Source organism: Pseudomonas sp. NFR16 (assembly GCF_900108875.1).
Classification (GTDB): Bacteria; Pseudomonadota; Gammaproteobacteria; order Pseudomonadales; family Pseudomonadaceae; genus Aquipseudomonas.
The window spans coordinates 1096107-1111661 of the sequence record NZ_FNYJ01000001.1; the positions used below are offsets into that span (position 1 = coordinate 1096107).

Sequence of the window (15555 nt, forward strand, 5' to 3'; positions counted from 1 at the left end):
GACGGGATGTGCTTTCCAGTGTCCGCCTGCCACCGACAGGTCCATTGGAGTCGCCCTACATGCCGCTGCGCCGTTTCGCCCTTCTGCTGACCGCCGTGACACTGTCCACTGCCGCGCTGGCGACTCCCGCGCCAGCAACCGCCACTCATTACCCGCTGACCCTCGACAACTGCGGCGTGCCGCTGACGTTCACTCACGCCCCGCGCAAGGCAGTGACCATCGGCCAGGCCGCCACCGAAATGCTCTACGCGCTGGGCGTGGGCGAGCATGTCGCGGCGACCTCGTTGTGGTTCAACGCGGTGCTGCCGCAGTACAAGGCAGTCAATGACGGCATCGAGCGTCTGGCCGATAACGCGCCGGGCTTCGAATCGGTGATCGCCAGACGCCCGGATTTCGTGCCGGTGCAGTTCGAGTGGATGGTCGGGCCACAGGGCGCCGTCGGCACCCGGGAGCAATTCCATGACCTGCAGATCCCGACCTATATCTTGCCGTCCGACTGCGAGGGCAAGAACAACAGCGTCGGCGCCGACGGCACGCGACTCGAGGCGTTCCGGATAGACACGCTGTACAAGAGCATTCGCCAGCTGGCCGAAATTTTCGACGTGCAGGCTCGTGGCGAGCAGTTGGTGGCAGGCTATCAGACGCGGCTGGCGAAGGCCGTCGAACATGCCAGAAAGGCTGACGGCAAGCAGGTGTCGGCCGTGTTCTGGTTCTCCAGCCCCGACATCAGCGTCGATCCGTATGTGGCCGGGCGCAAGGGCATTCCGGCGTTCATGCTCGACACCCTGGGCATGCGCAACGTCATCGACTCCGACGAGGAATGGCCGCCAGTGGGCTGGGAAACCATCGCCCGGGCCAATCCCGACATTCTGATCATCGCCCGCATGGATCGCCGCCGCTTTCCCGCCGACGATCACGAAAAGAAACTGGCGTTTCTGAAATCCGACCCGGTCACGCGCAACATGGCGGCGGTCAAACAGAATCGGATCGTCATCATGGACGCCAGCGCCATGGAATCCAGCGTGCGGTTGTTCAACGGCATCGAGCAACTCGGCGACGCCGTGCACCGGGTAGCCGACGTTCAATGAAGCCTTCCCGTGCAGGACGATTCATCGCCCATGCAGCGTGGGTCAGCGCGGCGTTGCTGATGGCGGTGATGGCCGGGGTGGCGATTGGCGAGACGTCGATCAGTCTGCCGGTGATCGGCCAGGTGCTGGCGAACAAGCTGTGGGCCGCCGGCTATGCGGTGGACGCCATCGATGAAGGTATCATCTGGAATTACCGCCTGACCCGCGCCATTGTCGCCGCTGCCTGCGGCGCCGGTCTGGCAGTCTCGGGCGTCGTGCTGCAATCGCTGCTGCGCAACCCGCTTGCCGATCCCTATCTGCTGGGCATCTCTGCGGGCGCTTCGACCGGCGCAGTACTCGTCGCGATCATCGGCCTGGGCGCCGGGGCGATCTCATTGTCGGCCGGCGCTTTCGTCGGCGCAGTCGCAGCCTTCGCATTGGTTGCGCTGCTGGCGCGCTCGTCCCGAGGCCAGACAGCCACAGGCCAGATCATTCTCGCAGGCATCGCCGGCTCACAATTGTTCAACGCGCTGACCTCCTTCCTGATCACCAAATCGGCCAGCGCCGAACAGGCGCGCGGCATCATGTTCTGGTTGCTCGGCAATCTGAGCGGCGTGCGCTGGGCATCGGTGACGCTGGCTGTGCCGGTGGTGCTGGCGGGTCTGCTGGTCTGTCTCTGGCACCGACGCTCGCTGGACGCCTTCACCTTCGGCGCGGATTCCGCAGCGTCGCTGGGCATTCCCGTGCGTCGGGTACAGGCGATCCTCATCGCGACGGCGGCTTTGACGACCGCCGTGATGGTGTCCATTGTCGGCTCCATCGGTTTCGTCGGCCTGGTGATTCCACACGCAGTGCGCATGATGACGGGTGTCCGTCACGCGCGACTGGTGCCCTTGAGTGCATTGAGCGGTGCGCTGTTTCTGATTGCCGCCGACGTGCTCTCACGCACTCTGATCAAGGGCCAGGTCTTGCCCATCGGCGTGATCACCGCGTTGGTGGGTGCACCGGTGTTTGCCCTGATCCTGCTTCGCGGAAACCGCCCACGATGAACGCGCCGCTGCCACTTGCCGAAAGCGCGCTTGCCGCGCACGACCTCAGTTATACGATCAATGGCGCGCCGCTGCTGAGCCACGTCAGCCTGTGCATCAGAAAAGGGGAAAACCTCGGCATCGTCGGGCCAAACGGTGCGGGCAAGTCAACCCTGATCAGGCTGCTGGCAGGCCTTCAGACGCCTACGGCGGGGAGTGTCTGGCTGAACGGCGAGCGGCTGACGAGCCTGACGCGACGCGACATCGCGCAACGGCTGGCGGTGGTCGAGCAGCACGCGCAGACCAGCGATTCGATCAATGTACTGCAAGCCGTGGAACTGGGTCGTACGCCCTGGCTGTCCGCATTGAGCCCTTGGCGGGAAGTCGATAGCCAGATCGTTGCGCAGGCCATCGCCAGCGTCAGCCTCGATCATCTGACGCAGCGAGCCTGGCAAACGCTGTCTGGAGGCGAGCAGCAACGGGTGCACATTGCCCGCGCGTTGGCTCAACGCCCCAGGGTTCTATTGCTCGACGAGCCCACCAACCATCTGGACATCCAACAGCAGCTGTCGATTCTCAGGCTGGTTCACACCTTGCCCGTCACCACCGTGATCGCGCTGCACGACCTGAATCAGGCGCTGGCCTGTGATCGCCTGGCGGTAATGGACAAAGGCCGGCTCATCGCGGTGGGCGCGCCATTTGAAGTACTGACACCTGAACGCCTGCGCGAGACGTTCGGCGTCGTCGGTCACTGGCTCACGGACCCAATCGACAACGCGCGGATCCTGCGGCTGCGCTGCATCTGAGCACACTCGACGCGGTTAGTTGCCCTGCTCGAACTGGCCTTTGCGCTCCATGATCATTCGCTCGCCACTTTGCTGGCGTTGCTGCTGCATCGCGTCACTGCTGCCGTTGACCCGAGGCGAAGCAGACGACCCGGTGCCATTGCCGGGACGCAGCGCCGGATTGGTCGTGCCGACATTGCCGTTGTTCACACCGCTGGCGTTGTTGACGCCATTGGCGCCCGTGGCCGTGGTGTTATTGCTGTTGCTGCCGTTGGTGTGAGTCGCGTCGGTGCCATTGACATTAATGCCGTTGGTTCCGGTGGCGTTGGTGTTACTGCTGTTGCTGCCATTGGTCCCGGTCGCATTGGTGTTGCTGCTGTTGGTGCCGTTGGTACCGGTGGCGTTGGTGTTGCTGCTGTTACTGCCGTTGGTTCCGGTCGCGTTGGTATTGCTGCTGTTGGTGCCGTTGGTGCCGGTCGCATTGGTGTTGCTGCTGTTGGTGCCATTGGTGCCAGTCGCGTTGGTGTTGCCGCTGTTGGTGCCGTTCGTGCCTGTTGCGCCAGTGCGCGCGCCGGACGTGGCCGAACCCGCACTGCCTGCTGCGCCCGCACCCGCACCGCCGCCACCTGTTGCGCCACCCCCTGTCGAGCCACCTGCACCGCCCGCGCCTATGCCGGACGCCGCCAGCAGGATTGTCGTCGAGGCCGAGGTCTGCGCCATCGCGCCCATCGACACTGTCGCAGCACCCACAAACAGCAGGTTGAGCCATCTTTTCCGTGAACTGATCATCGTCGTATCTCCAGAAAAACCGCGTGAGGTCTTCTTTCGAGGTCAGACGCACGCCAGCGTTCGGCCTTTTTTGTTTGCCAGTGGCCAGCTGCTGAATATTCCGCGCGATCTGCAAGAACGTACCAGACAAGTCGCTGGCGGACGCCGATAATCCGCGCTTTGAGCAGGAGTCTTCATTCGTGCAAGTGATTCACTCAGGTCGGGGCGACGCCTATCGTCGGGGCGCGCTGGCCATTTTACCGTTGTCGCTGGCGTGCGCGCCGTGGGGGTTGCTGGCAGGATCGCTGGCCATCGACGCCGGACTGACTCCCGCGCAGGGCCAGGGGCTGTCGGCATTCGTGTTTGCCGGCGCCGCGCAGATCGTGGCGATCGGCATGCTGAAAAGCGGCACGAGCATGTTGTCGATCCTGCTCACCACCCTGCTGCTCACCTCGCAGCATTTGCTCTACGGTCTGCACATGCGCGCGCACCTGAGCGCGTTGCCGATGCGCTGGCGGGTGGGCATGGGCTTTCTGCTCACCGACGAGTTGTTCGCCATGACCAGTCACCACGACCCGCGCAGCTTCGACCGTTGGTACGCGCTGGGTGTCGGCCTGACGTTCTATCTGCTGTGGAATCTGTTCACCTGCGCGGGAATCGTGCTGGGCAACAGCATCCCGGGGCTGTCGCGGCTGGGGCTGGATTTCTCCATCGCAGCCACCTTCATTGCCCTGATCACGCCGAACGTGCGCAATCTGCCAACGGCAGTGTGCGTGGCCGTTTCGCTGTTGACCTCGGTGCTGCTCAGTTACCTGAAAATCGAGGCGGCGCTGATTCTTTCCGGCCTGGCGGGCATGAGTGCAGGGTTCGTCTGCAAACGTTATAAGGAGATCACGCAATGACGGCGTGGCTGGTGATCCTGTGCATGAGCGCGATCCTGTTCATGAATCGCTACCTTTTTCTGGAGCCAAGGCTGCCTTTGAAACTGGGTCGCAACGTCCGGGATTTCCTCGGCTTTGCCGTACCGGGGTTGCTGACGGCCATCTGCGCGCCGATCATTTTTCTGCCAGACGGCGAATTGACGCTGGCGCCCACAAACCCCTATCTGCTGGCGGGGTTGTTCGCAGTGGCGGTGATGATCTGGAAGAAAAACGTGCTGCTGACGCTGTTCCTCAGCATGGCGGTCTTCTACCTGCTGCGCGCGCTGCTTTGACCAACGAGTCGGTGCGGCAGTCGCCTGCCGCGCCCGGTCACGCTCACATGCGTTGTGCCACTGTGCCGCTGTCGACGCTCGGCGTCTGATCCGGCGTAACCGACAAGGGCTCGATCTTGCCGACAATGAACAGGTAACTGAACGCGCCCAGCAATGCGAAAGCACCTGCAGTCATGAGTGGCGCGGTGAATGAGCCATTGCCCATCACCAGCATGAACCCGGTAAACGTGGTGATGAAGATGCCCGCGGTATTGGAGGCGAAGTTCTGGATCCCGCCAATCGACGCCACATGGGCCGGGGTTGGCGCCACGTCGGCCGGCAGGCACCAGATGCTGGCACCGGCAAACGCCAGACTGGCGTACGCCAGGCTGAAAAACGCCAGCATCGCGTAGGTATTATCGGTGAACACCGACAGCGAGATGCTCGACGACATCAACATGCCGCCAACGATGCAGGTCTTGCGCGCGGCCGTCAGGCTCCAGCCGCGGCGGTAGAGCGCGTCCGAGGTCAGGCCGCCGATCCAGCCGCCGACGATCGAAGCGATGGCCGGAATGGTCCCGAGCGTGCCGAGGGACTTGAGCGAAAAACCGCGCTCGGTCACCAGATAGGTCGGGAACCAGGTGATGAAGAAGTAGATCACGAAGTTCAGGCAGAAGAAGCCCAGCATCATCCCCCACAGTGTGCGGTGCCTGAACAGCGACGCCCATTTGACCTTGGGTCGCGCGGCCAGCGTTGCCGCTTTTCCCGCTTCATGCTGTTCGATGGCGGCGACGGCCTGCGGCTCCTTGTAGATAAGGAACCAGCCCACCACCCAGATCAGGCCCACAGCGCCGGTGATGATGAACGAAGCGCGCCAGCCCCACAGTTCGATGATCAACGCCACCAGTGGAATCGACAGTGCCGAACCGACCCGCGAGCCGCTGTCGAAGATGCTGGTGGCAAAACCGCGCTCTTTTACATCGAACCACTGGCTGACGATCTTGGCGCAGGACGGATAGGCGCCCGCCTCGCCGACGCCGAGCATCAGGCGGCAACCGAACATGCTGGCAAGACTGCTGGCCGCTGCTGTGGCTGCGGTGAACAGCGACCACCACGCCACTGCCAGGGGCAGCGCGATCTTGGCACCGACCTTGTCGACGAACCAGCCGAACGGCATCTGCATCAGCGCGTAGGTCCAGAAGAAGCCGCTGAGCAGCAGACCCATCTGCCCAGAGCCCAAGCCGAGTTCCTTCTGGATATAAGGGGCGGCAACCGCAAGGTTGGCCCTGTCGATGTAGTTGATGGCCACCGCGAGGAAGCACAGGAAAATTACCAACCAGCGCCCTTTCTGCATGGCGAGTCCTCCTAATTATTTTTATGAGTAAGACTTCGTTGGAGCTTCAGACAGCGCTCTGGACCTGTTCCACGCAAGGTTCATCGTTGCCTGTAAAGCACAGCGCGAACCGGTGAATTGGCCTGACCAAATATCCGAATGCAGCCGATACTAGACCCGAAAAGCCGGTTAGGGAAACTCGCTGACGCAATTTTTGAGCGTTTTTATGCCGGACGGTCGACATTTGCATTGTTTGGCCTGACCAATCTATGCTCGTTCACGCCCTCCTCTGCTGACGCAACGGCGGCGTCGGCCCGGAGCGCGATCGCATCGAAACTCATAACAACAAGGACTCAGCGATGAAGATGACCTTCCGTTGGTACGGGGACAGCGACCCCGTTACCTTGCAGTACATCCGCCAGATCCCCGGCATGACCGGCGTGGTGTCCGCCATCTACGACATTCCCGTGGGCGATGTCTGGCCGCTGGAAAAAATCCAGGCGCTGAAGGCCCGCGTAAATGCCCACGGCCTGGCGCTTGAAGTCATCGAAAGCGTGCCGGTGCACGAAGACATCAAGCGTGGCCTGCCAACCCGCGATCGCCTGATCGATCACTACGCGCAGACGTTGCGCAACCTCGCCGCCTGCGGGGTGAAGGTGGTCTGTTACAACTTCATGCCGGTCTTCGACTGGACTCGCTCGACGCTGGCCATGGAGTTGCCGGACGGCTCGACCACGCTGGCGTTCGATGTCGCAGTCATCGAACAGGCCAACCTAGACGAGGGCATCAGCCTGCCCGGCTGGGACGTCAGTTACGAGCCGCACATCTTGCGTGCGCTGATCGAAGAATACGCGCAGGTGAGTGAAGAGACCCTGCGCGAAAGGCTGGCGTATTTTCTCGAGCGGATCATTCCGGTGGCGCGTGAAGCGGGCATCAAGATGGCCCTGCACCCCGACGATCCACCCCGCTCGATGTTCGGCATGCCGCGGGTGGTGAAAAACCGCCAGGACCTGGCCCGGATCATGGCGATGGTCGACGACCCGGCCAATGGGCTGACCCTCTGCTCAGGCTCGCTGGGCGCCGATCTGGGCAATGATATTCCGTCGCTGGTGCGCGAATTCGGCGCTCAGGGCCGCATCCACTTCGCGCATTTGCGTAACGTTAAAGTCAACGAGGCCGGCGATTTCTATGAGACGGCTCATCGCTCCGAAGACGGCTCACTGGACATGGGTGAGATCGTCAAAGCGTATGTGGAGACGGGGGTCGAAGGCTACTACCGTTCCGACCACGGCCGCATGATCTGGGGGGAAACCGGCAAACCGGGTTACGGGTTGTACGACCGGGCATTGGGCGCGGTTTACCTTAACGGGCTCTTCGAAGGGATTCGCAAGGCCACGCCGGCTCATTGATCAATGTCGCGGCGGCATCAGGGGCTGACATGCGTCTGCATGAAGGCGGCGTGTCCGGGAGCGTCGGCTCAGGCCTGCTCCGAATCCATGCCGTCCAGCCAGCGCGCTTCTGATCGGCGCAGGTGTTCGCGCATGGCCGTCTGCGCGCCGATCAGATCACGCGCCTGGACGGCTTGCAAAATGGCTTCATGCTCGGCCACGGCCATGGCCCAGGTTTCACGCGTTTCGGAATGCTCGCTGACGTGCGCCGTCAGCGGGCTGTAGCGCTCTTCGAACAGTGAAGTGATGATCCGCACCAGCGTCGAATTGCCGCTCATCTTTGCCAGCCGCTGATGGAATTTTCGGTCGTCATCCAAGGCCGGAACGCCTTTCAGCGCGCCCTCGCGCATCTTGTCGATGCAGGTTTGCAAATAGCGATAGTCGGCCTTGGTCCCATGCAGGCAGGCCAGCATGACGCACTCACCTTCAATGAGCGCTCGGGCCTGCATCAGTTCTGACGGGCTTTCGCCCAGCGTGCGGGTCTTGCCCCTGACGCCCAGCAGATGCTCGCAGACGTAGATGCCCGACCCCATGCGGATCTCGACGCTGCCCTCGATTTCCAGTGCAATCAGCGCCTCGCGCAGTGAAGGCCGCGACACGCCAAGCAACTGCGCCAGATCGCGTTCCGGAGGCAGGCGCGAACCGGGTTTGATGCCGTTCTTGCGAATGTGCTCGCGCAGACGATCAGCAGTTATCTGGTAAAGGCGTCGTTCGGTGGGGAGGCTTGGCGCAGTCATGAATCACGTTCCATCGGTCTGCGCCGGAGCATACCACACGCCCGGCAAGGCCCCGATAGGCAACACAGTGGCGAGCAAGATCGGCCACGAATGCAGAACTTCGAAGCCATCTGGCCACAGAACCCGTATGAACGCATTTGCCGGGAACTGCACTGTCCATCCGCCACAGCTCTACCCGCAAGATCCAAGCTTTCGTGAGCAAGCTCACTCCCACAGCATCCACTGGCCTCTTCGCGGCTGAAGCCGGTCCTACAGGCGCTGCAAATGTTTGTAGGACCGGCTTTAGCCGGGAAAGCGTCGGGCGTCACGCCGTTGATCGAGGGGCTGTTAAAGACAGTGGCTCACTCCCACAGGGATCTCCAGGCATACTCAAACTCTCCGGCCAGACACAAATCCCGCGGGAGCGAGCTTGCTCGCCAAGAGGCTCTCAGCCGCTAGATCTCCACCAGACAACAGACCCACGCCGCTCGCGCTCTATTGCTGCAGCGCCTCGCGCAGGCCGGGCTGCGCAAGGCCCGGTGGAGCCATCTGAAGCATGGGCAGAAACCTACGGCGTTTCTTCTCTTCATGGTTCTGCGCGATGTCGGCGATCCGGTGCTGCAGAAACGGATTAAGGAAGCGGTCGCGCACGCTTGCCAGATAATCCCGCGCCTGCGCCAACTGGTTACTGGCCGCGAAAATCGGCAGCACCTCGTGCTCCCAGACCTCTTCAAGACTCCGCCGCATCGAGGCGTTGCTCATGGCCTGATAGACCGTCTCGTCAGCCGCCCGGCCCTCGCTCAACCAGCGCTCCGCAAGCCAGCTGTGCCCCAGATTGAGCATGAATAGCTTGAAATGCTCGTATTGCTGCAGTTCGCGAGTCAGCACGATGCACGGGTGCACGCAGGGCAATTGCAAGCCGTCCTGTTCCTCGATGGCCCAGAGCGCGTACGGCTCGGCGACCGCGCCGATGGGCTCGATCGGTTGCGAAACGATGCGATCGACCAGCGAGTTCGCCCAGCGACAGGTCTGCCGCAGGTAGTCGGAAAACGCTGTGGGCAACTGCCAGTCAGCGGCCAGGGCGATGATCAGATCACGCAGGACATCGCCATTGCGCGACACCAGTTCGCACGGGAACAACGACAGCGGCGCGTCGGGACTGACCTGCCAGCGATCATGCAGCAACACCAGCAATTTGGCAGGAAAGCTCAACGGCGCCGGCGCATCTCGACTCAAAAGTGCCGGCGTATCAGCGGCATCCAGCGCATAGCCCTTGTCACCGGTATTGGAAATCACCACCTGCACGTCTCGCTGCATCGCATGACGAATCAGCGGCCAGTCGCGCGCCGCGTTCAGCGCACCGGCAATCGAGGTGGACCAGCATTGCTCATCGATCGTGCGGCCCTGCTCGGTGCCCTGTATCCGCACCGGATAACCCGCCCCCCTGGCGAGCGCCTGCATCCGCCGGGCGCTGTCGGGACTGGCGGTGGTCTGCACCACGGTCACCTTGCCCAATGCCTGGCCCCGGCTGAGCGCCTGGGAGATGAACAGATCGGCATGGGCCTGAAGAAAACGACTCGTGCCAAATTGCAAAATGGGCGTAGACAGCGGATTGCTCATGGCCGTCTCCTAGCATTCGACGATGGCTTTGACCACGCCTTGGGCAGGGTCGAGCAACGTTGTGAAGCGCTCGGTGACTTCGGTCAGTTTCATCCGGTGGGTATTGAGCGCGGCATCGGGAATCAGACCATCGCGCAGGCATTGTTCGACATAACGGAAATCCTCGACGGTCGCGTTACGGCTGCCCATCAGCGTCGCTTCGCGCTTGTGGAATTCGGGGTCGGAGAAACTGATGGTGTCGCGCACGATGGACACCAGCACGTACTTGCCGCCGTGGGCGATGAACTCGAAACCGCGCTCCATGGCCTTGGCGTTGCCGGTGGCGTCATACACCACATCGAAAAATTCGCCCTGGGTCAGCGCCTCGAGCTGCTGTTTGTCGTGTTCTCCGATCAGCACCGCGGCGTCTGTCTGCAAGTGCTGCCTGCAAAACGCCAGACGGTCCTCTCGGGTGTCCAGCACAGTGACCTGAGCGCCGCGCAGCCGGGAAAAAATGGCCACCGCCATGCCGATCGGGCCGGTGCCGACCACCAGTGCGCGCTGGCCCTTTTGAATGTCCGAGCGACGCACAGCGTGGGCGCCAATGGAGAGAAACTCGATCATCGCCGCCTGATCCAGCGTCACCCCTTGGGCCTTGAGGACGAAGGCGTGCGGCAGGCTGAGGTATTCGGTGAAGGCGCCGTCGCGATGCACGCCCAGCACCTGAATCCGCACGCAGCAATTGGTTTTGCCCTGTCGGCAGGCGATGCAGTCGCCGCACGACAGGTAAGGCATCACGTACACCACGTCACCGGGTTCGAGTCCGCTGCCCGCCTCGCTTTGCTCGACGATGCCGGAGAATTCGTGGCCCATCACACGGGGGTATTCCAGAAACGGCTGGTTACCATTGAAGATGTGCAGATCGGTGCCACAGACGCCGACGCGCTTGATTCTGACCAGCGTCTCGCCGGGCGCGCGGGCAGGTTTCTGGCGATCCAGTGCCATCAGAGAGCCGGGTTTTTCGCATACGACGGTGAGCATGTCTCTTCTCCAGACCAGGCAGCCAGCGCGGACCGAGGCCAACGTCGCGCTCGCCGGGGTGATCTTTTGTTGTTGTGGTCCTGGGGTGCCGTCCAGTGCTGTGAGGACAGGCCTTGGTGCTGGAAAAAAGCTACACACGCAGCTCGGCATTGGCAAGACCAATTCAATCTAAATGATATTGGCCTTACCGCCTCGAAAGGACGACGAAGGCTTTCCGGCAGTCGACAGGCGGCTGTCAACCGAACGCGCGCATGGTTATGATCGGTGCCCATGATCCCCTCACTGCCGATCCGCTCCCCTTGCCCGCCCGGCGCCTGTGTCTGCGACCGCGAGCGCCTGCTGGAAACTTCCGGCACAGACCTGCGCATCCTCTGCCTGACCCGCCAGGAAGAAAAGCGCCTGCTGGAACGACTGGAAAACATCGTCAGTCTGAGCGACCTGGAGCACATGCAGCGGCGCATGTTCGAGCAGCTCGGCATCCGCCTTCATGTCGCGCCTGGCGTGAACGAAGTGCGCAGCATGCGCGGGATCATCATCGACATCGCTGAGTTGCCCGGCATGTGCCGCAAGACCCGGGCCGCCATCCCTGCCGCCATTCGCCGTGGTCTGGAAAAACACCCCGAAATCGCCTGGAGCCTGCTCAACGCCCACGACCTGTTGCGCGACGCTTAAAGGCCGGATGGCCTGCCACACCCGATGTGCCGGACGCACAGGCCATTGCTCAATGGTTTACTTTTCCCACGCAGCCTTGGCGATCGCCAGTCCGTGCAGGCCATTGTACTCGGCGCGAGCCGGCGGCTCCCAACCCTGCAGCAACGAGGCGTCGAGGTCGTAGATTTCCACGCCCAACGGCCGACAGACCGTCAGCGGATCCTGTGCTTCCGGGCCCCACATCGGCAGCGACAAGTCTCCGCCCGGGCAGGTGGACAGTGCGCACAGCAGGTCTATCTCGGCGAAAAACTCCAGGTAATCGCCCTTCTGCGCCGGGCAGGCCTTCATGAAATACATATCGTCGTGATTGAGGCCCGTGCACTGGAAGATATTCAGCACGTCATGCACATCGAATTCGGTCAGCCCGTGCGGCAGCACTGCGCGCGTCAGATTGGAATGGCAGTGATGATGAAAATCCTCCCCCGTGAGCATTTTGTTCACGTACGGATCGCAGCGCGTTCCGAGCAAATCGTGCAGCCGACCGCCGTGCTCGTCGATGCCGTAACTCGCCAGGCTGTCATCGGTGATCGTGACCATCGGCCGCAGAAACGGCAGGTTCGACCACAGACGATCGTGGGTGCTGACGTGGGCGCCTTGCAGCTGGCGGGTGCGCGCGGCCCACATGCGCTCCCGTGGGTCGTTGGCGTTCCAGACGTTGAAATCGCCCACCTGCGGGCCGACCGGGGTGGTCACACGAAACACCTGCCCGGCCTTGACCTTCCAGGCGCGTCCAGTGCGAATCGGCACCTCGAATTGCTCGACCAGCGTGCGGCCGTCCCGACGCTCGCGGATGCGCTCATAAAAGGCGGTATCGACCTGCAGCGCTGCGCCTTTGCTGACCTGATAGGCGGCTGGGTAGTCTTTGTACATGGCAATCTCCTGTTCACTGTCTGGCAGCGCTGGCAAGCAGATCCAGCGCCTGGGTTTCGGAATCGTCGAGGTAACTGCTCATGGCCTGGTCGGCGTCACGCCGGTGGCCATCGATCAACAGTTGGTGGATATGCCGGTCGCGTTCGAGCCAGGGTCCCTGGTAGCGGGCTTCGTCGGGGGCAGCGGAAAACACCAGGCGCATCTGCGCGACGATGTTGGTGAAGAACTCATCGAACGAAGGGCTGTGCAGCAGACCGACCACCTGTTGATGGAAGCGCAGGCTGTGGGTGCCGAAAGCGCGCCAGTCCTCGCGTTCGCACGCCAGTTCCGCGGCTTCGATCGCATTGCCCATCCGCGCTGAGCGGTCGTCGACCAGCGGCATGCCCACCAGAATCGCCTGTGATTCCAGCGTGCGACGGACCCTGAACAGATCGCGGACATCGTCCCCGCTCAGGCGCCGGACCATCACGCCTCTGTGTCGCACGTACGTGGTCAGGCCTTCGCGGCCCAGCAAGTGCAGCGCTTCGCGCACAGTGTTGCGCGAGGCGCTGTAGCGACGCACCAGCTCGCTTTCCACCAACGCCATGCCCGACAGCAATCGGCCATTGATGATGTCTTCGCGCAGCTCGTGAGCGACCTGATCGGCCAGCGACAGGCCGTTTGCTTTGGCAATGGACACGTACGACACTTCCTGAACGAGCGGGATTGTTCAACAACCCGGTTGCGTTCAGGACAGCACAGCGCGTGCCAGTTTCAAGCCGCTGGTCTTTACAGCGAGACACATTCAGATCGCTACGCCAGGCGCTTGCGCCGCATCGCCTCCACCGCCTGAGCAAAATGCGTCATCTCCCAACGTTCCCTCAGCGCCTGCTCAAGCAACTGTTGTCCGGTCTGGGGCGCCATGCCGTGCAGTGGTGGATCGGTGTCCAGATTGGTCGGGAAGGAATAACCGTCAGCGCTCATGGCGATCACCGCCTGCAGGCTGTCCTCATCCAGGTCGCCTTGCGCCACTCGCTTGAGCAGCGACGGATACAGCGCCAGCATCATCTCTTCGCGATTGACCGTCTCCATGGGTTTGCCGAACGCCGAGGAAATCTGCAGCAGGTTGGCCATCCGGTATTGGTCCGGGGTGCGGTTGGTGCCCGCTGCGTGGAACAGCGCCGGGTTGAAGAACAGCAGGTCACCCTTGTTCAGCGGCAACTGGATCGCGTGGCTTTGGAAGTAATCGATGAAACGCGGATCACGCCACGCCAGATAGCCGGGCTCGTACCGCTGGGAAAACGGCAGCAGCAGCGTCGGCCCGGTTTCCAGCGGCATGTCGGTGTGCGCCACGGCGCCTTGCAGCGTCAGGTTCTGCGACAGCCGATGCAGTGGCAGAGGGAATCGCTGCGCCACCTCATTGCTCTGGAAACCCAGATGGTAATCCCGATGGGGCTGTTGCGCCTGGCCGCCCGGTGTCACCACGTTGACCTGCGCCGTGGCCTGAAAATACGGGCCCAGCCACGCCTCGGCGATCAGCCCGAGCAACGGATTGGCGTAGTACTCGATGAACGAATCCGGCGAATGCCTGGCGGCTTTCTGCAGCGAATTCCAGATCCGCTGATTGGCCCCGGCGCGGGCGAAATGATCGGCGCGCACGACGCTGGCCGCTTCTCCGGCAATGATCTGGCGAAACACTTCGCTATGACGATCGATCACGGCAAGGTCAGGGTAAGCATCGCGCACCACCATCACACCCGGGCCGTCGCGGAACAGGTGATGCAGCTCGCCCATCAACGCCTGGCGATCCTGGCCTTGAACGCGGCGCATCGTATCGGCCCGGTAGATCACCACGCGACTGACCACCTCCTGCGCGTTGGGGTAATCCGCGGCCTTGACCGGTTGCTCGCACAACGCGGCAAAGGCGTTCACATCGATGTCGGCAGCGCTGCCGAACAGACTGAACGGCGCCGTCACAGCTCACCACCCTTGACGCCGTCCAGCGACAACGCCGCCATCGGCCTCGGTGTGGAGCCGTCGCCGCAGCCGATGATGCCTTGCTCCATGTCGATGACCGCGCCGGTGGTCATGCCCGACTGGTCGGACAGCAGGTACGCGACGCTGTTGGCGACCTCCTGAGGCTTGAGCAATCGACCGAATGGCGACTGCGCTTCGGCGTGTTCCAGCCAGCCGTCTTCGGCGGCGTGGTACTGGCGCTGAATCTGGTCTTCGTGGGGCGTGTCCATCCAGCCGATGTTCAGCCCATTGACGCGAATACGATTGCGCAACGTGCTGAACGCAACGTTTTTGGTGAGGACCGCCAAGGCGCCTTTCGACGCGGCGTAGGCCGACAGAAACGACTGCCCGCCATGACCCGACACACTGAGAATGCTGACGATCGAGCCTTCCACCTGATCAGCGATCATCAGCTTGATGCATTCCTGCATGAGGAAGAACGGCGCCCGGACATTGACCGCGAAGATCCGGTCGAACAGCTCCGGCGAGGTGTCGATGATGGTGCCACGGTCAGACATTCCGGCGCAGTTGACCAGCCCGTGGACGGTCCCGAAATGCGTTTTGGCGGCGGCAACGACCCGTCGGCAGTCCTCGACGCTTTCCATATCGGCTTGCACGAAGAACGCCTGACAGTCGCCTTCCGCCAGCCGCCGCACTTGCTCTTCGCCCATGTCTCGGCTGCGCCCGCAAATGATCAGGCCGGCCGCACCGCGCGCTGCAAGGGTGTGTGCCACGGCGGCGCCCAGCCCCTGGGTACTGCCGGTCACAATGAAACAGCGACCGCTGAACGATCGGGAAAGATCCGGAACACAAAGTTCACGTACTGACATGCCTGGCTCCCGCTGTTGTTGTTTTGGGGTTCAGAAAAGTCCGTCATGACGATGGAAATAAAATTCCATCTGTACAACGAATGGAACTGAGACTAGCATTGCGATCACCTCATTGAGGCTTGAATCGACCTCAACAAGACCTCATAAAAAGCTCACTTCAAGCCAGGGAATC

The 15555-nt window shown here is 62.3% G+C and carries 16 protein-coding genes; 7 read left to right on the plus strand and 9 right to left on the minus strand.

Annotated features, from left to right (window positions below):
• The first annotated feature begins 59 nt into the window (after positions 1 to 59).
• Genes BMZ10_RS04930 through BMZ10_RS04940 form a run of 3 tightly spaced genes read left to right on the plus strand, consistent with a single transcriptional unit; the run spans position 60 to position 2901 of the window.
• On the plus strand, positions 60 to 1088 hold the full coding sequence (locus BMZ10_RS04930) for an ABC transporter substrate-binding protein (protein WP_093458903.1): 1029 nt from the start codon (positions 60 to 62) through the stop codon (positions 1086 to 1088).
• Complete coding sequence (locus BMZ10_RS04935) at positions 1085 to 2116, plus strand: FecCD family ABC transporter permease (protein ID WP_093458904.1); 1032 nt, start codon at positions 1085 to 1087, stop codon at positions 2114 to 2116. Before BMZ10_RS04930 ends, BMZ10_RS04935 begins: the two co-directional genes overlap by 4 nt.
• Entirely contained in the window at positions 2113 to 2901 is a 789-nt protein-coding gene (locus BMZ10_RS04940; RefSeq protein WP_093458905.1) for an ABC transporter ATP-binding protein, read from the plus strand. The genes BMZ10_RS04935 and BMZ10_RS04940 overlap by 4 nt, the downstream gene beginning before the upstream one ends.
• A gap of 15 nt (positions 2902 to 2916) precedes the next feature.
• Here BMZ10_RS04940 and BMZ10_RS04945 read toward each other — a convergent pair whose 3' ends face one another.
• Complete coding sequence (locus BMZ10_RS04945; protein WP_093458906.1) at positions 2917 to 3669, minus strand: hypothetical protein; 753 nt, start codon at positions 3667 to 3669, stop codon at positions 2917 to 2919.
• A 185-nt stretch (positions 3670 to 3854) separates the two neighbouring features.
• Here BMZ10_RS04945 and BMZ10_RS04950 point away from each other — a divergent pair, with 185 nt between their 5' ends.
• Positions 3855 to 4550, plus strand: coding sequence for an AzlC family ABC transporter permease (locus BMZ10_RS04950; RefSeq protein WP_093460027.1), 696 nt, complete (start codon positions 3855 to 3857; stop codon positions 4548 to 4550).
• Complete coding sequence (locus tag BMZ10_RS04955) at positions 4547 to 4861, plus strand: AzlD domain-containing protein (protein ID WP_093458907.1); 315 nt, start codon at positions 4547 to 4549, stop codon at positions 4859 to 4861. Before BMZ10_RS04950 ends, BMZ10_RS04955 begins: the two co-directional genes overlap by 4 nt.
• A 43-nt stretch (positions 4862 to 4904) precedes the next feature.
• On the opposite strand, the gene BMZ10_RS04960 is transcribed toward BMZ10_RS04955, so the two are convergent.
• Positions 4905 to 6194 carry an MFS transporter gene (locus BMZ10_RS04960; protein WP_093458908.1) on the minus strand — a complete coding sequence of 430 codons (1290 nt, stop codon included), beginning with the start codon at positions 6192 to 6194 and terminating at the stop codon, positions 4905 to 4907.
• A gap of 338 nt (positions 6195 to 6532) precedes the next feature.
• Between BMZ10_RS04960 and BMZ10_RS04965 the strand changes: the two genes are divergently transcribed.
• A complete protein-coding gene (locus BMZ10_RS04965) occupies positions 6533 to 7582 on the plus strand; it encodes a mannonate dehydratase (protein ID WP_093458909.1) in 1050 nt (349 codons plus the stop codon).
• A gap of 68 nt (positions 7583 to 7650) precedes the next feature.
• Here BMZ10_RS04965 and BMZ10_RS04970 read toward each other — a convergent pair whose 3' ends face one another.
• The 3 genes from BMZ10_RS04970 to BMZ10_RS04980 all read right to left on the minus strand — a co-directional run bounded on the left by BMZ10_RS04970 (position 7651) and on the right by BMZ10_RS04980 (position 10977).
• Positions 7651 to 8358 (minus strand): FadR/GntR family transcriptional regulator, encoded by a 708-nt coding sequence (locus tag BMZ10_RS04970; RefSeq protein WP_093458910.1) that lies wholly within the window; start codon positions 8356 to 8358, stop codon positions 7651 to 7653.
• 474 nt (positions 8359 to 8832) lie between these two features.
• Positions 8833 to 9957, minus strand: a complete 1125-nt coding sequence (locus BMZ10_RS04975) for a mannitol dehydrogenase family protein (RefSeq protein ID WP_093458911.1) — start codon at positions 9955 to 9957, stop codon at positions 8833 to 8835.
• Positions 9958 to 9966: 9 nt separating this feature from the next.
• Entirely contained in the window at positions 9967 to 10977 is a 1011-nt protein-coding gene (locus BMZ10_RS04980) for a zinc-binding alcohol dehydrogenase family protein (RefSeq protein WP_093458912.1), read from the minus strand.
• Between the two features lie 270 nt (positions 10978 to 11247).
• Here BMZ10_RS04980 and BMZ10_RS04985 point away from each other — a divergent pair, with 270 nt between their 5' ends.
• Positions 11248 to 11649, plus strand: a complete 402-nt coding sequence (locus BMZ10_RS04985) for a hypothetical protein (protein WP_177182041.1) — start codon at positions 11248 to 11250, stop codon at positions 11647 to 11649.
• A 57-nt stretch (positions 11650 to 11706) separates the two neighbouring features.
• Here the strand turns inward: BMZ10_RS04985 and BMZ10_RS04990 are convergent, their stop codons facing one another.
• The 4 genes from BMZ10_RS04990 to BMZ10_RS05005 all read right to left on the minus strand — a co-directional run bounded on the left by BMZ10_RS04990 (position 11707) and on the right by BMZ10_RS05005 (position 15383).
• Complete coding sequence (locus BMZ10_RS04990) at positions 11707 to 12558, minus strand: urea carboxylase-associated family protein (RefSeq protein WP_093458913.1); 852 nt, start codon at positions 12556 to 12558, stop codon at positions 11707 to 11709.
• 13 nt (positions 12559 to 12571) lie between these two features.
• Positions 12572 to 13237, minus strand: a complete 666-nt coding sequence (locus tag BMZ10_RS04995) for a GntR family transcriptional regulator (protein ID WP_093458914.1) — start codon at positions 13235 to 13237, stop codon at positions 12572 to 12574.
• 113 nt (positions 13238 to 13350) lie between these two features.
• A complete protein-coding gene (locus tag BMZ10_RS05000; RefSeq protein WP_371265923.1) occupies positions 13351 to 14514 on the minus strand; it encodes a phytanoyl-CoA dioxygenase family protein in 1164 nt (387 codons plus the stop codon).
• A complete protein-coding gene (locus BMZ10_RS05005; RefSeq protein ID WP_093458915.1) occupies positions 14511 to 15383 on the minus strand; it encodes an SDR family oxidoreductase in 873 nt (290 codons plus the stop codon). The genes BMZ10_RS05000 and BMZ10_RS05005 overlap by 4 nt, the downstream gene beginning before the upstream one ends.
• Positions 15384 to 15555 lie beyond the last annotated feature (172 nt).

Bases quoted from the DNA above. Each gene is read 5' to 3' on its own strand.
- BMZ10_RS04930 (WP_093458903.1), top strand. From the start codon at position 60: ATGCCGCTGCGCCGTTTCGCCCTTCTGCTGACCGCCGTGACACTGTCC.
- BMZ10_RS04935 (WP_093458904.1), top strand. From the start codon at position 1,085: ATGAAGCCTTCCCGTGCAGGACGATTCATCGCCCATGCAGCGTGGGTC.
- BMZ10_RS04940 (WP_093458905.1), top strand. From the start codon at position 2,113: ATGAACGCGCCGCTGCCACTTGCCGAAAGCGCGCTTGCCGCGCACGAC.
- BMZ10_RS04945 (WP_093458906.1), bottom strand. From the start codon at position 3,669: ATGATCAGTTCACGGAAAAGATGGCTCAACCTGCTGTTTGTGGGTGCT.
- BMZ10_RS04955 (WP_093458907.1), top strand. From the start codon at position 4,547: ATGACGGCGTGGCTGGTGATCCTGTGCATGAGCGCGATCCTGTTCATG.
- BMZ10_RS04960 (WP_093458908.1), bottom strand. From the start codon at position 6,194: ATGCAGAAAGGGCGCTGGTTGGTAATTTTCCTGTGCTTCCTCGCGGTG.
- BMZ10_RS04965 (WP_093458909.1), top strand. From the start codon at position 6,533: ATGAAGATGACCTTCCGTTGGTACGGGGACAGCGACCCCGTTACCTTG.
- BMZ10_RS04970 (WP_093458910.1), bottom strand. From the start codon at position 8,358: ATGACTGCGCCAAGCCTCCCCACCGAACGACGCCTTTACCAGATAACT.
- BMZ10_RS04975 (WP_093458911.1), bottom strand. From the start codon at position 9,957: ATGAGCAATCCGCTGTCTACGCCCATTTTGCAATTTGGCACGAGTCGT.
- BMZ10_RS04980 (WP_093458912.1), bottom strand. From the start codon at position 10,977: ATGCTCACCGTCGTATGCGAAAAACCCGGCTCTCTGATGGCACTGGAT.
- BMZ10_RS04985 (WP_177182041.1), top strand. From the start codon at position 11,248: ATGATCCCCTCACTGCCGATCCGCTCCCCTTGCCCGCCCGGCGCCTGT.
- BMZ10_RS04990 (WP_093458913.1), bottom strand. From the start codon at position 12,558: ATGTACAAAGACTACCCAGCCGCCTATCAGGTCAGCAAAGGCGCAGCG.
- BMZ10_RS05005 (WP_093458915.1), bottom strand. From the start codon at position 15,383: ATGTCAGTACGTGAACTTTGTGTTCCGGATCTTTCCCGATCGTTCAGC.